We start from the raw sequence: 14,742 nt of genomic DNA on the forward strand, positions 1-14,742 counted from the left end.
TGAACCTGCCGATGATTACCGGTTGATCTGTCGGTCAGGGGCACATGGCGATGGGGAAGCTGTCCAGGCTGAAACCATTATGGGTGCGAATTAACCGGCTTAACTGACGGTTGGTTTTTAAGGTTTTGTCTTGTGTGCACAAATAGTTGTGCGTACGGACATTGGAGATTCGGCCTGAGCCGGATCAGTTCGCAACACTCCATTGATTAGGCAGGAAGTATCAAGATGTCGAAGAAATCAAGCTGGTTGGGTTCTGTAGCGCTCAGTGCAATGGTTCTGGCCTGTGCTCCGGCACTGCAGGCCAAAGAGTGGACCTCGGTGAATATTGCAACAGAGGGCGCCTATGAGCCCTGGAACCTGACGCTCCCGGGTGGAAAAATAGGCGGATTCGAACCGGAGCTGATGGATGTCATCTGTCCGCGCATGAAGCTCAAGTGCAACATCGTTGTACAGAACTGGGACGGGATGATCGCCAGCCTCAATGCTGGTAAATTCGACGTGCTGATGGACGCCATTGTCATCAACGACGAACGTCAGAAGGTCATGGCCTTCTCGACGCCTTATGCCCAGACACCGGCCAGTTTCGTCGCGCTCAAAGCCGATCTGTTGCCGGGAAAAACCGGTGCTGACGCCGCCATCACCCTGGGCACCGACGCCAAGGAAGTACGTGCTGGCGTTGAAGAACTGCGCAAGGCACTCAAGGGCAAAACCATTGGTATTGCCTCCGGCACCATTTACACCTCATTCATTGATCAGAACTTCAAGGATGTGGCGACCATTCGTGAGTACGGCAGCTCGGCCGAAGCCATTCTCGATCTGCTCGCCGGCCGTATCGACGTCGCATTCGATGACGTGACCTTCTTCAACTCGGTCATGGACAAGCCTGAGAACAAACCACTGGTGTTTACCGGTCCGGTCATCAAAGGCCCAATCTGGGGTGAAGGCGAAGCACTGGGCTTCCGCCAGAGCGACCCTGAGCTCAAAGCCAAGTTCGACGCAGCCCTCAAGGAAGCCATGGCTGACGGCACGATCAAGAAACTGAGTGAAAAGTGGTTCAAGGAAGACCTTACCCCTAAGCAATGATCCGAATGGCCCGGCACCGTGCAGGTTGCCGGGCTGCTTAACCCTTTTCATAAGTGGGACCCTCTATGAACCTCTTGCAGCTACTCAGTTTTGGTGACTCAGGTTGGGGAATGGCGCTGCTCCAGGCAACGGGCATGACCGTGATATTGACCCTGGCAGCGCTGCTGGTGGGTGCGGTATTTGGCAGCCTGGTCGCTGCCGCCAAGCTCTCCCGCCAACGCAGTTTGCGCTGGCTGGGAGATCTGTATTCGATACTGTTCAGGGGGATTCCCGAGTTGCTGGTGATCTACCTGTTCTACTTTGGCGGAGCCAGTGTGGTAACAGCAGTTGGCCACTGGTTCGGCGGTGAAGGCTATATCGACGTGCCGCCTTTTCTGGTCGGGGCGTTGGCGGTCGGGCTGATTTCCGGCTCCTATCAGGCTGAAGTCTACCGGGGCGCTTTTCTCGCGGTATCGCGGGGCGAACTGGAAGCCGGACTGGCCATCGGCATGACCCGTGCAATGCGCTTCAAACGGATTCTGGTGCCCCAAGTACTGCGATTCGCGCTGCCTGGACTGGGCAATGTCTGGCAAATGAGCCTGAAAGACTCCGCACTGATTTCAGTCATCGGCCTGGTGGAATTGATGCGTGCCAGTCAGGTCGCTGCCGGGTCGACGCGTCAGTATTTTACGTTCTATATCATCGGGGGCACCGTGTACCTCATTCTCACTGGCCTGTCCGGTCGCCTTTTCCACATGGCTGAGGCTCGCGTGCGCCGTACGCGGCAGCGCAGCCCAGTCTAGTTCGAGTCGGGAGCGACACTTATGATCGATTTTCCGTTCCTCGCGGACACCATGCTCAAGCTTCTGGCCGCACTGCCCACCACGCTGACTCTGTTTTTCAGCTCATTGGTGATCGGCCTGACCCTGTCTGTCGGCATTGTCAGCCTGCGGGTCAGCCGCTGGTGGTTTTTCAGCTACCCGGCGCGGTTCTACATCATGTTGTTTCGCGGTACGCCGCTGCTGATTCAAATGTTCCTGATTTACTACGGGCTGGGGCAGTTCCCGGCCATTCGCGACAGCTTCGCCTGGGTACTGCTCCGGTCACCCTATGGCTGCGCGGTGGTTTCACTGGCCCTGTGTACCGCCGGTTACACCGCCGAAATCATTCGCGGTGGGCTGCTCAGCGTGCCACAGGGGCAGATCGAAGCAGGCAAGGCCGTCGGCATGTCGCCGTGGGAACTGCTGCGCCGGATCATTGCGCCGGTTACCCTGCGCCAGGCCCTGCCGGCCTACTCCACCGAGGCGATTTTGCTGGTCAAGTCCACGGCGCTGGCCAGCCTGGTGACTGTCTGGGACGTCACTGGCGTCGCGCAACAGATCATCCAGCGCACCTATCGCACGATGGAAGTGTTCATTTGCGCGGCCTTGATCTACCTGGTGCTGAATTTCCTGGTCGTCCGTGCTGTCGCCTGGCTCGAGTATCGCCTTTCGCCGCACTTGCGTGAGCGACCAGTTGACGTCATCAAAAAAGCCAGCCCCTCGCTGCCTACCCATTCCTGATTTGATACGGAGCATGCCATGAGCACTCAGCCCGCTTCAGCCTTGTCGGTAACAAACATTCAGAAATCCTTCGGCAGTGCACATGTCCTCAAGGGCATTTCTCTGGAAGCCCACAAGGGCGACGTGATCTCGATCCTCGGTGCCAGCGGATCCGGTAAAAGTACCTTCCTGCGCTGCATCAACCTTCTGGAAACGCCCGATCAAGGCATCATCAGCGTCAATGGTGAAGTGATCGAAATGAAGCAGCATGCCGACGGCCGCCAGACCCCGAGCAACAGCCGCCAGGTCGAGCGCATGCGTAGTTGCCTGGGAATGGTGTTCCAGAGCTTCAACCTCTGGTCGCACATGACGGTGCTGCAAAACGTCATCGAAGGCCCGATGCGGGTTCTCAAACGTTCCCGTGCCGAATGTATCGAGGAAGCTGAGGCTCTGCTGCACAAGGTCGGCCTGTACGATCGCCGCGACTATTACCCCGCGCACTTGTCCGGCGGACAGCAGCAGCGCGTAGCGATAGCACGCGCGCTGGCGATGAATCCACAAGTCATGTTGTTCGACGAACCGACTTCGGCACTTGACCCAGAACTCGTTGGAGAGGTGTTGCGGGTGATGCGCTCTCTGGCCGAAGAAGGCCGCACCATGCTTGTGGTCACACACGAGATGGGCTTTGCCCGACACGTGTCAAATCGGGTGGTGTTCATGCATAGCGGCCTGATCGATGTGCAGGGTACGCCGACGGAACTATTCGAAGGTTTGCCCAGCGAACGCTTTCGGCAATTCGTCTCTAGCCATAACGATAGAAGTACCGAGTAAGTATTGCCCAAGGTGCGCGCAGGCCTTGGAGGGACCATACCCGTAATAACTGTCTCATCACTGGCAATCACTAAAACAACCCAGTTACCCAACTGGGTTATTTTTTGTTGACTGGAAACAAGTCAAATCAAGCGAGTGTCGAGTAACCTAGTTCACGCGCGCTCTGCTGGTAGTCGAGCACCCGTTGGTAATCCTCAATACTGGACCTGACAAAGCCTTTTAGAGCCAGAATTTGAGATAACAGAGGCGTCTCTATCAGACACGCATTGAAGGCATCAATAATAGATAAGCGAAGATCATTCGTTGTCGTAATGGCTCCGATCAGCGGCAATGCAGGGCTACTTGCAGTGGCTTCGAGAATACGTACCCCCCGAAGGCGACTTGGCTCATGAAGTTGTAAGTAACCAAAGGTGACAGCATCAATGCAGGCCAGGTCCGCCACCCCTTGAGCGACCATGTCCAAACTAAGAACATGGGCACCACTCAGCAATACCTCACGGAAGAATCTTCCATCGCGACTAAATGGAGCGACCTTATAGCGGAACAAATTCATACCACTGTTGGAGTCATACCCGTTCAGCGCTGCAACACTACCATGAAACTCAGGCAGCGATTGTCGAGGGTCGTCGTCACGAACTATCAGCCAACTGCAATGTAGATTATCCTGGCAACCCGGCAAGTCGTAACAAGGCGTTGCGATCAGTTGAACTTTTCCGTTGAGGCTATGCATCAGCGGGTAGCCACAGGTCTGTGCGAACAAGAGTTGGGGATTTAGCCATTGTTGCATCAAGTCGACCGGTTGCGAGGATTGCAATTCTCGCCCTAAACGAGCCACTACACGTTCTGTCAAACGAGCACTGGCTTGCACAACCAATCCGGGCTCAGTGTACATCGACAATCCGGCAACCACCGAAACATTACTCATGACGGCCTCCAACCACAAATGGATGCTGTGGCTCGTCAATCGGGGTGATGCCATAGCGCTGCATCAATGGCACATAGCCGTCGAAGACGAAATTACCACTACGCTGGCGATAGGCTCGTCGATTAGCTCGATATACTCGCGGCAATAGGTACCAGGGCAGCCCTGGCAGATCGTGATGAACCAGATGCAGATTGTTATTGAGAAACAGCAGGCGAAACGGCCAGGATGCTTCGTTGATCACACAGCGTTGCGCCGGCTCGACCGCCGGCCGATGCTCGTGGAACGAGCGCAACATGCTCAATGACAGCGCCGGATAGGCGACCGCCAGCAGGTACAACCAAGCGGGAATACCACAATAGTATTGCAATGCGCCCAATAAGAACCCGCAAAGCGCCAGATGTGGCCCCCATCGTTTCCATGCCTCGGCCTCACCCCGCAGCAAGCGAGGTACCTTGCGCATTGCCAATTCTACAATTACCCGCAAAGGCCCTAGTATCAGACGTACCAACAAGGTCTTTTCAGCCCGCAACATCAGACGTCGTAAAACACCGGCCTCCTGCCATTGTTGGTGAGTGACATAACGGCTTTCGGGGTCGATGCCCGGCACTGTCAAGCTGTCTTCTTCGTGATGCTTGAGATGGCTATCGCGGTACAACGCGAAGGGGAACCAGATAGCCAAGGGAGGCGTACCAATCAGCGCATTAATCATGGGCCAGCGAGTTGGGTGACCGTGAATCAACTCGTGTTGCAATGACATGTAAAGACCGCTCACCAAGGCCAGCAACGGCAGCGTCACTAATGCGCCAAGTCTTTCATATTGGAGGACCAGTAGCAGCCAACCGCCATACACCATACAAATCAATAGCCAGGTCGGCCATTCGCCTCGCGCGACCCCGGACTTGTGTAACTTGGAAACGAAGCGCTTCTGTCGAGCACTGAGGTAATGATTCATTAAAAATCTCTCCGTTCAATTTGCATGCATCTATCCTTCAAAGCAAAGACTCATCGATACGCTTGGCGACTTCTGGCGGCACCCACTGGACCCAAATTTCACGGTGTTCACGTAAGAACTTCGTTCTGACTTGCTCCACCCTCATACGACCGACACTCATTTCGGCAAGAATCTGGTTGAACACTGGCAAGGGCAATTGGACCTTTTCAAACAAGCTGATTAATTGAGGAGCTTACTCGTTCAGAGATCGAGATACGCCGATAGTTAGCTTGGTCGGCAATGAACTCCCGCCGATGGGATGTTCGTTGTTCTGGTCCGACAAAGTTGCCCAAGAAGCCTCACTGAAAGGGGGCTCCTCAAGTTTGATCAACTTGAAACGTCCCATCAGCGGAGTCGGTGACCAGTAGTAAAACAGTACCGGTTGACGCTGACGCATAGCGGAACTGATCGCGGTATCAAGTGCCGCACCGGTGCCGGTACGGAAGTTGGTAAAACTATCCTGCAGCGCATAAGCTTTAAGCTTCTGGCTGTTAACCAGCTCGCAGGTCCAACCACTTGGGCAATTGAGGAATCGTCCCTTGGACGGCTCCTCGGGATCGCTGAACAATGTCTTATAGCGCGGCAGATCGGCTACAGACTTGAGTTCCGGCGCCATCGGCTCGATGCCGTGTTCGGGGTCGCCCTTGACGACGTATTCCGGCACCCACCACCCCTCGGTTGCTCCCTGAACAGTCTCTCCGACAGAAAATACTTCACCGTTTTTTTCTGCATCACGCCAGACCGGGCTACGCCCAGCCCATTGTTCGGCCGAAACCTGAATGTCGTTATGCCGCAGGGCATTTTCCATAGTGATGGTATTACCTGGTAAAGCATCGGTCTGACAGCCATAACCCTTTTCCAACAAATAACGCAGCACCTCAGTGGTAAACATTCCGCTTTCCCAATTCAAGCCAGCAAATATCACCGGTTTTGGATAGGGACAGTTGACGCTATTGGCGGCGAAAGATATCCGGCTTGTCAGAGCAACCAGCAACACCAGGCTGGCGAAAGCAATACGAGATATAGACATGCAGTACTCCTTTATATGAAATACGATGAATTCCGAATGAGCCGTATATGCGCACTTGCACTTCAGCTACTCGCCTGCTGTGGATTGGAGTCTTACATGCACACTTGCACATGCATGACCATGCTTCTTGATCAGCAAAAACAGGGCAGATTTTAGGCACGTGCCTTATAAGTAACTAAAATGATGTGTTAGATGGTTATTTTTGCCAAAACCAAACTCAGCGACCTTTCTTGGGGCGACGGGAGGAAACTTGCACCAAGTTGGCGATTTCTCCGCGTACAGCGTCATTTGAAATCAGCTATTGCTTACAGAGTTAATTATTTACCCCCGATGTATATACAGGCACGAACAGGTTAAACTCTATAAATACGGGAGTAAATACGGTAAATTCTCATGCAATCCATGCTTTCAGATCATGTATTAGTCAGCCCTAACTTCAGCCGTCGCTTGCCACCCTTGCATGCGTTGGAAGTGTTCGCCGCGGCAGCTCGCTGCGGCACGTTCAGTCGTGCCGCCAAGGAGCTTTTCGTCACTCAAAGCGCCATCAGCCGCCAGGTTCAACAGTTGGAGGAATACCTGGGGGTAACACTCTTCATTCGCCATAAGACCGGCCTTCGTCTGTCTCCTGAAGCTAAAGCATTGCTGCCAGTGGTTGATGACGCATTCGCGCGACTGACCAACATGTGCAACAGCCTGCGCAACGCAGGCCAGGTACTGACCTTACGCATGCCTCCCACCCTGGCGACGCGCTGGTTTCTACCGTTGCTACCGGGACTACGTACCGTGATGCCGGATATGGACGTACGGGTAACCACCTACGACGCCTGGGAGCCACGCTTCGAAGACAGTGACATTGATGCTGCGATCATTCAGGGGCGGGGTGACTGGAAGGATGTCGAAGTCATTCCTCTGATGCAGGAGCGGTTAACGCCAGTCTGCTCACCAGAACTGGCGAAGTTCCTGACCGAACCTGCCGATCTGAGGCATCTGCCCCTATTGCATTGTATTCCGGTACAGGGCTGGAGCCGATGGCTGGAGGCGGCCGAAGTGGATGGAATAGCTGCTCACCGAGGACAATCGTTCGACACCCTGGAGCTCGCTTTATCCGCAGCGACCCGCGGACAAGGCGTCGCCCTGGGTGATTTGAACCTGGTACGCGAAAGCCTGAACGACGGGGTGCTTGTTGCGCCGTTCGATATCGAACTCGAACAAGGTATCTCTTACTACCTGATTTATCCGACTCAACGTGCCCAACTACCGAAAGTTCGTGCGCTACGCGAGTGGCTTCAAGCAGCCACAATACATACCTGCTCACCTATCCCTCCGAAGTCCTGAGCAAACCAGGCAGCACCGCAGAGTGCTGCCGGGCTACAACTACTTTTCCAATCTGCCTGTCGAGCAACCCGACGGCGATTCCTGTAGTTGATCTGTCAGGGACTGCATCGATGACACGTCAGGCTGCGAGTCGTGATCACCCTCCCCCTTAAAAGAGCGCGACCGCGGATGATCAATTTCTGCACGGCAACCAATTCGACATCGCCAATCTCGACTTCAGGTCGCCACGCACCGCCATCAGGTCATCAAGTACTACCAGGAACTGGGCGTCGACGAATTCAGCTTCTGGTGCGATAACAGCCTGCCTCATGCGGAGAAGAAAAAATCCCTGGAGCTGTTCATCAAGCAGGTGGTACCGGCGTTTCGCTGAGTCCACCCGTCAGGCTTTGCGATAAAACCCTGATAAGCAAAACGCCGGCTCATGCCGGCGTTTTGCTGTCGCGTCAGATCTCAATGGTTGTAGTTGCTCGTAACCTAGCTGAGTTTTATAACCCCAACAATAACTCAAAGAATACTTAAATCAGGCATTTTCACTACCGGAAGAGCGATCATGCCGTCTCGATTTCTTTCAGATGCGCATAGCTATCAACGAAACGCTTAAATTTGTGTTTACCGCAAGTGTACGCTTCATACTTCGCGGGCAAAGCCTCACTCACGCAGGTTGGCACAGGCTCAACAACCGCATCGAAATCCAAATCAATAAAGAAAGGTATTGAGTAACGCTCCAGACCGCTAGTATTGATGACACGATGCATTGTCGAAGTGTAGCGATCGTTGGTGAGGGTTTGAACCAAGTCACCAATATTGACGATAAAAGTACCTTCTACGGGTGGGGCAGTAACCCACTCCCCCGCACGATTCCTGACTTGCAAGCCGCCAACTGCGTCTTGGGACAGGACAGTCAGGAATCCATAGTCCGTGTGGGCCCCAATACCGATCTCCTCTTGGGAGATCCTTCCGATCTGGGGTGGGTAACGCAAAATGCGCTGAATAGTGATGGGCTTGCGCTGAAGATGTTCAAAGTAATCTTGTGGTAAACCCAAACTCAGTGAGATCCCGCCGATGAGCGTTCTCGCCAGCGCCAATACAGCGCAATGATAAGCGTCGGCAACCTTTTCGAATTGCGGCAGTGCGGACGGCATTTGATTAGGGCCAAAAAATGGAGAAACCTCATCGTAATGAGCTCCGTAATCAAAACACTCTTTGAAATCGCGGGTATTGGCAGGGTCTACGTTTTCCGCATACATCGGTATATAACCACGTAACGTAAGCCCGGAGTTTACGACATTGAGTTTGTTCTTCTCCTCATAGGGAAGTTTAAAAAACCCCTTGGAAAGCGCGTACATCTCATCTATCAACTGCTGCTCAACACCATGATTCTTTATATAAAAAAAACCCACCTTTTCGCAGGCATCACCTATTTGGCTTGCCACCTGCAGCGGATTTTCGCCGTTGATGAGCGGCGATATATCTATGACCGGAATTTCAGTGAACGCTGTTTGTTTGCTAGCCAAACGAATATCAAATAACTCTGTCACGCTTGCTCTCCTTTCCAATATGTCAATAAGGCAGAGGATTCAGAAAGCACGGCGGCGCCCTCTTTAATCCCACTGAAATCACACCTGATACGTCACCTTTAACACCCACTTTTCGTCCCGGACACTGATCAATCGATGCGATGGATGACAGGCGCGGACGAGCCAAACCAGTCCTTGTTTTGACGGATGTTAATCCTGGGTTTTTCATCACGCAAGCAAAATGTACACCTGTGTCACGAACGATTGACATATGTGTACATTTATCCTAATTTCAAGTCACCAAGCCTGATGAAGCCCACGTTGGAGCGCACCACGATGTCCAGTGATCCCTTGCTGCAACCCTATAAAATCAAGAATCTGACCCTCAGAAACCGGATCATGACCACCTCCCATGAACCGGCCTACCCTGTGGACGGCATGCCCAAGGACCTCTATCGCGCCTACCACGTGGAGCGCGCAAAAGCCGGTGTCGCCCTGACCATGACTGCCGGGTCCGCTGCCGTATCCCGAGACAGCCCGCCGGTGTTCAACAACGTGCTCGCCTACAAGGACGAAGTGGTCGGGTGGTTGAAGGATCTGACCGATGAATGCCACGAACACGGTGCGGCGGTGATGATCCAGTTGACTCATCTGGGCCGCCGTACCCGCTGGGACAAGGCCGATTGGTTACCGGTGGTGTCGCCGTCACACCGTCGCGAGGCTTCACATCGCTCCTTCCCGAAAAAAATGGAGGAATGGGATATTGAGCGAATCATCAAGGACTATGTAGACGCCGCGGAGCGTATGAAGGCGGCAGGTCTCGATGGTCTGGAGCTTCAGGCTTATGGGCATTTGATGGACCAGTTCTGGTCGCCGTTGACCAATCACCTCGACGGCCCTTACGGCGGTTCGCTGGAAAACCGCATGCGCTTTACCTTCGACATCTTGCGTGGCATCCGCCAGCGGGTCGGCGAAGATTTTCTGCTCGGGGTTCGCTACACCGGTGATGAAGAACTGCCCGGTGGCTTCAATGCCAGCGAGGGCATGCAGGTTTCCCACATGCTCAAGGACAGCGGACTGGTCGACTTCCTGAACGTCGTGCGCGGTCACATCGATACGGACGCCGGTCTGACCGACGTCATCCCGATCCAGGGTATGCGCAACTCACCCCATCTCGACTTCGCTGGCGAGATCCGCTCCTCAACTGGCTTCCCGACCTTCCACGCGGCGAAGATTCCTGATGTCGCCACCGCGCGCTACGCGATCGCCTCGGGCAAAGTGGACATGGTGGGCATGACTCGCGCGCACATGACCGATCCGCACATCGTGCGCAAAATCATCGAGAAGCGCGAAGAAGACATTCGCCCGTGCGTGGGCGCCAACTACTGCCTGGATCGCATCTACCAGGGTGGCGCGGCCTACTGCATCCACAACGCAGCGACGGGGCGGGAAACCACCATGCCTCACGACATTCCCAAAGCCGCCGTCAAGCGCAAGGTGCTGGTGGTCGGTACCGGCCCTGCGGGGCTGGAAGCGGCGCGGGTCGCCGGTGAGCGCGGCCATGATGTCACGGTGCTTGAGGCGGCTGACCAACCTGGCGGGCAGATTCGTCTGACTGCGTTGAGCGAGCGTCGTCGCGAGATGATCAGCATCATCGATTGGCGCATGGCGCAATGCGAACGACTGGGGGTGAAGTTTCACTTCAATACCTGGGCCGAAGCCGACACCGTGCAAGCCTTCGAGCCAGACGTGGTCATCGTGGCGACCGGCGGCCTCCCTGATACCGAGGTGCTCCGCGAAGGCAACGAACTCGTGATTTCAACCTGGGACATCATTTCCGGTGATATCAAGCCCGGTCGCAACGTACTGATCTTCGACGATGCCGGGGATCATGCTGCCCTGCAGGCTGCCGAGGTCATCGCGCAAAGCGGTGCGACCGTGGAGATCGTCACCCCTGACCGCTCGTTTGCACCTGAAGTCATGGCCATGAACCTGGTGCCCTACATGCGCAGCCTGCAGGACCTGGACGTCACCTTCACCGTCACCTATCGGGTCGATACAGTGGAAAAACGTGATGGCGGGCTCGTTGCAACCTTTGGCAGCGATTACGGACAGGTCCACAAGCAGCGCGTGGTCGATCAAGTGGTCGTCAACCACGGCACCCTTCCCCTGGACGACTTGTACTTCGACCTGCGTCCTCTCTCCACCAATGGCGGCGCGGTAGAACAGCATGACCTGATCGCCGGCACGGCACAGAACATCGTCACCAATCCCGAGGGACGCTTCCAGCTGTTCCGGATCGGCGACGCGGTGTCTGCTCGCAACACCCATGCGGCCATCTATGACGCTTTGCGCCTGATGAAAGAAATCTGAATCCGCCCCGCATCACACCCCAAAGGAAATCAAAATGTCTGTTTTTTGCTTCAAGGCCGAATAATCGCAACCGTCTTGCGACTTCTGCAGTGAAGGCCCTTCGACGGGCCTTCACTGCATATTCCTGCCCCGGTTACATTCCCCGCCGCGCCACTTCAGCGCCTGCCTTTACCGCCTTCCCCACAATGGACTCGATGTTTTGATCGGCCATCGACTGCAGTGCTGCAGCCGTCACGCCACGGTAAGCCATCAACGACTCAATCATTTGCCGCGGATCGCGGCTGGCAAGCATCTGGCCGCCTCCCACCACCACGCCTTGTGCAGCGCGCTGCGCGATTGCAAGGGGAATTCCCGCAGCCACCGCCTGATTAGTCAGCGCCATTTGCAGCATCGCCGGGAAGGCTGGCCCAGTCCCGGATAACGCGCTGAGGTAATCAATGCAGTCCTCATCAGGCACTTCGTCCGCCGAACCGACGCGCTCGAACAGTCGCTGCACCCATTGGCGGTCGTGCTCTGGAAGGTTTCCGGCACTGTACCAGGGCGTGAACGATTGCCTGATTTCCACAGCCGCATTCGGCATGGCCCGCACCACGACATCCGCACCGGTGGCAGCGTTGATGGCTGCCGCCGGAACTCCAGCCATCAGGGAAATCACCAGCTTGCCGCTGGCGTTGATCTGCAGTTCACGAAACTGCTCCGGCCGGATGGACAGCACTACAATATCGCTGAGGTCCACCAACTGCTGGTTGTCGGCCAGCAGTCTCACGCCTGGCCCGAAGGTACTGACGCCGGAGCGGTTCGAGATCAACAAATGGTCAGGCTTGATGAAACCGCTATCAAGGAGCGCCTCGGCGATTGCACGCCCTAACCAGCCGGTGCCGCCGATGATGCCCAGATTTCTACTCTCCATCGGCAGCGGACTCCTCGAATGTTTCGACCAAGGGAACGAAAACCCCGGGCTCTTTTTCTGCGTAGCCGAACTTTCCATAAAAGCGGTCCAGCTCGCGCCGCTTCGGTACTTTGCCGGTAAACACGCTCACGTACTGAGGAATCCGTCGAAATCGAACGACGATATCTTCATTGGTTTTCATGGAGATGTAGCCGATCTGCGTGAGGTAGATCGTCCTGGCCCGGACATCGGCCCCCTCTGCGTCGTAGCCAAACCGTCGGAACATGGCGGCCAAAGCATTCATTCGTGCTTCATCGGCTAAAGCGATTTCAGCTGTGACCTCGTCCGATTGCAGCGCCCAACTGCGCACGGCAAATTCGAATTGCGAGTCGAACAGCTCAGGGTTCACCCAGCACTCGAAGACGTTGAGAATCGCTTCGGAAATACTTTCTGCGTAACTCTCGCATTGGCTGACCATACCGCCGGTGTTCTTGTCCCGCCATCGAGCCAGGAGTGCCGCAAGCAGCTGTTCTCGATCTTCATAGAACCAGTAGAAGCTGGTACGAGACAAATTCAAGCGTTTGGCCAGCGGCATCACCCGCACAGCATCCACACCCGACTCTTTAAGAGCATCGTAGGCCGCGTCCAGCCAAACATCGACGGAGCCTCGCCAGCCTGCGTCCTGCGCTTTGGTTTTCGCCCTTCCTGTCTGTGACATTCGGGTTGCACCTTTCTTTGAAAATTCTCCGTCACTCTACACCCCCAGGACCTGTAGCGTACACGGCATGTACATGGGCGTACATTTTCGAGACGCATGCTCACGCCATCCATCGATCCGAATCGATTCACTGGTCGAAAAAGCGCGGGCTTCACACAAAAAAACGCGGAGCACAAAGTACTTCATGCGCCACGTCATTAGAGATGAACTCGGATTAAAGATACTGCTTATAAATGATTTGCGTGACTTGCAAATATAAAAACCAGCCTCTTTTCTTGACCAGTGTTGCGGACTGTAAAACGCTCGAGTCAGAAGTTTTGGATAACGCCACGTTATCTTTGGCCAGGTAAAAAAATTGTTGGACGCTGCAATCCATTGAAACTTAATAATGGCTTCGCCAAAACTCCTTGCGTCCCTCTGGGCATCCGGGTCAATGCCGTCTGCCCGCACGAAATCAATACTCCGATGATACGCAGTGGCTTTGAACGTCGCGGCCTGGATCCGGACAAGGCCGTGCAAGAACTGAACAAGAGCGTGCCATTAGGCCGTATCGCCGAGCCTGAAGACATTGCGGATGTCATCGCATTCCTGGCGTCCGACGAGGCCAGGTACATCGCCGGTGAGACGGTAGAAGTCACAGGCGCCAAGCCGGTATCCGGCTAAGGAGAGGCAGCGATGCTCAAAGGTAAAAATGTAGTGGTGACCGGGGGCGGCAGAGGAATTGGCCGAGGCATCACCGAACAATTGCTTGAGGCGGGAGCTTCTGTGTTGATCGCTCAACGCCAGGCACTGGACGACTTGCGAGATCACCCTCAAGTCTATTTCGTCGAGGCTGATCTCGCCTCGATAGAGTCACCCAATTTGATTGCCCACTTCGCCCAGGAGCAGCTTGGTGGAGTCGATGTCTTGGTTAACAACGCCGGGTTCATGTTCGAGAAGTCCATAGAGGAAATGACCGAGCAGGACTGGGATCGCATGATGGCTGTCAATCTGCGGGCGCCGGCGTTCTTGTGCAAGGCGTTAGTACCCCAGATGCGTCAGCGAGGCGGTGGCAGCATCATCAACATCGGGTCGATCGAAGGGATCGGCGCCAACCCTGAACACGCCGCGTACTGTGCGTCCAAGGCAGGTATCCATGGGCTGACCCGCGCCTTGGCAGTCGATCTCGGCCGAGACGGCATCCGCTGCAATGCCATTGCTCCAGGGTGGATCAATTCCGAGTTGAGTGATGCTTACCTGGCCGCTCAGGCTGATCCCCGTGCAGCGCGCCAGGCGCTCCTGCGCCTTCACCCGGTCGGACGTACCGGATTGCCGACGGATGTTGGCGGAGCAGTTGTCTTCCTGGCCTGCGAATCATCGGCCTTCATCACCGGGCAGGTGCTGGTGGTGGATGGGGGGCGCACGGCGAAACTGCCACTGCCGTTTTGATCGAATCAGCCCGACTTGCAACGGAGGGAGCCACTCACCCACCTCCGTTGCAGGGCTCGAGTGAGGCCAGAAACGTAACGGCAGCAGCCACTTCTTCCAGAC

13 protein-coding genes and 2 pseudogenes are annotated in these 14,742 nt (G+C 55.3%); 9 read left to right on the forward strand and 6 right to left on the reverse strand.

All coding sequences use genetic code 11. From position 1 onward, the window contains the following. Positions 1 to 318 precede the first annotated feature (318 nt). From PMI21_RS24920 to PMI21_RS24905, 4 genes are all read left to right on the forward strand, one after another. Positions 319 to 1,083 (forward strand): transporter substrate-binding domain-containing protein, encoded by a 765-nt coding sequence (locus tag PMI21_RS24920; RefSeq protein WP_202948781.1) that lies wholly within the window; start codon positions 319 to 321, stop codon positions 1,081 to 1,083. A gap of 110 nt (positions 1,084 to 1,193) precedes the next feature. After that, positions 1,194 to 1,865, forward strand: a complete 672-nt coding sequence (locus PMI21_RS24915) for an ABC transporter permease (RefSeq protein ID WP_274517585.1) — start codon at positions 1,194 to 1,196, stop codon at positions 1,863 to 1,865. 21 nt (positions 1,866 to 1,886) lie between these two features. After that, positions 1,887 to 2,624 carry an ABC transporter permease gene (locus tag PMI21_RS24910; protein ID WP_007934140.1) on the forward strand — a complete coding sequence of 246 codons (738 nt, stop codon included), beginning with the start codon at positions 1,887 to 1,889 and terminating at the stop codon, positions 2,622 to 2,624. Between the two features lie 18 nt (positions 2,625 to 2,642). Further along, positions 2,643 to 3,434 (forward strand): ABC transporter ATP-binding protein, encoded by a 792-nt coding sequence (locus tag PMI21_RS24905; RefSeq protein ID WP_007934141.1) that lies wholly within the window; start codon positions 2,643 to 2,645, stop codon positions 3,432 to 3,434. Positions 3,435 to 3,561: 127 nt separating this feature from the next. Here PMI21_RS24905 and PMI21_RS24900 read toward each other — a convergent pair whose 3' ends face one another. From PMI21_RS24900 to PMI21_RS24890, 3 genes and pseudogenes are all read right to left on the reverse strand, one after another. After that, entirely contained in the window at positions 3,562 to 4,359 is a 798-nt protein-coding gene (locus PMI21_RS24900) for a phosphate/phosphite/phosphonate ABC transporter substrate-binding protein (protein WP_007934142.1), read from the reverse strand. Continuing rightward, positions 4,352 to 5,311 carry a fatty acid desaturase gene (locus tag PMI21_RS24895; protein WP_007934143.1) on the reverse strand — a complete coding sequence of 320 codons (960 nt, stop codon included), beginning with the start codon at positions 5,309 to 5,311 and terminating at the stop codon, positions 4,352 to 4,354. The genes PMI21_RS24900 and PMI21_RS24895 overlap by 8 nt, the downstream gene beginning before the upstream one ends. Positions 5,312 to 5,348: 37 nt before the next feature. Then, positions 5,349 to 6,380: pseudogene (locus tag PMI21_RS24890) on the reverse strand (ABC transporter substrate-binding protein). Positions 6,381 to 6,773: 393 nt separating this feature from the next. Here PMI21_RS24890 and PMI21_RS24885 point away from each other — a divergent pair. Next, positions 6,774 to 7,715, forward strand: a complete 942-nt coding sequence (locus PMI21_RS24885; protein WP_007934145.1) for a LysR substrate-binding domain-containing protein — start codon at positions 6,774 to 6,776, stop codon at positions 7,713 to 7,715. A gap of 244 nt (positions 7,716 to 7,959) precedes the next feature. Further along, positions 7,960 to 8,085, forward strand: a pseudogene (locus PMI21_RS29420) (LLM class flavin-dependent oxidoreductase); the annotation flags it as partial. Positions 8,086 to 8,263: 178 nt separating this feature from the next. Here PMI21_RS29420 and PMI21_RS24880 read toward each other — a convergent pair. Then, positions 8,264 to 9,253: an isopenicillin N synthase family dioxygenase gene (locus tag PMI21_RS24880; protein WP_007934146.1), complete on the reverse strand. Its 990-nt coding sequence runs from the start codon at positions 9,251 to 9,253 to the stop codon at positions 8,264 to 8,266. Positions 9,254 to 9,568: 315 nt separating this feature from the next. Between PMI21_RS24880 and PMI21_RS24875 the strand changes: the two genes are divergently transcribed. Further along, positions 9,569 to 11,605 carry an NADH:flavin oxidoreductase gene (locus tag PMI21_RS24875; RefSeq protein ID WP_007934147.1) on the forward strand — a complete coding sequence of 679 codons (2,037 nt, stop codon included), beginning with the start codon at positions 9,569 to 9,571 and terminating at the stop codon, positions 11,603 to 11,605. A gap of 133 nt (positions 11,606 to 11,738) precedes the next feature. Here the strand turns inward: PMI21_RS24875 and PMI21_RS24870 are convergent, their stop codons facing one another. Next, positions 11,739 to 12,515, reverse strand: coding sequence for a pyrroline-5-carboxylate reductase family protein (locus tag PMI21_RS24870; RefSeq protein WP_007934158.1), 777 nt, complete (start codon positions 12,513 to 12,515; stop codon positions 11,739 to 11,741). Continuing rightward, on the reverse strand, positions 12,505 to 13,212 hold the full coding sequence (locus tag PMI21_RS24865) for a TetR/AcrR family transcriptional regulator (protein ID WP_007934160.1): 708 nt from the start codon (positions 13,210 to 13,212) through the stop codon (positions 12,505 to 12,507). The genes PMI21_RS24870 and PMI21_RS24865 overlap by 11 nt, the downstream gene beginning before the upstream one ends. Positions 13,213 to 13,587: 375 nt before the next feature. Here PMI21_RS24865 and PMI21_RS24860 point away from each other — a divergent pair, with 375 nt between their 5' ends. Together PMI21_RS24860 and PMI21_RS24855 are read left to right on the forward strand one after the other, a co-directional pair. Continuing rightward, positions 13,588 to 13,875 (forward strand): SDR family oxidoreductase, encoded by a 288-nt coding sequence (locus PMI21_RS24860; RefSeq protein WP_007934163.1) that lies wholly within the window; start codon positions 13,588 to 13,590, stop codon positions 13,873 to 13,875. A gap of 12 nt (positions 13,876 to 13,887) precedes the next feature. Beyond that, positions 13,888 to 14,640: an SDR family NAD(P)-dependent oxidoreductase gene (locus PMI21_RS24855; RefSeq protein WP_007934165.1), complete on the forward strand. Its 753-nt coding sequence runs from the start codon at positions 13,888 to 13,890 to the stop codon at positions 14,638 to 14,640. The last annotated feature ends 102 nt before the right edge of the window (positions 14,641 to 14,742 follow it).

The sequence above is a fragment of the Pseudomonas sp. GM18 genome (assembly GCF_000282195.1).
Lineage (GTDB): Bacteria > Pseudomonadota > Gammaproteobacteria > Pseudomonadales > Pseudomonadaceae > Aquipseudomonas.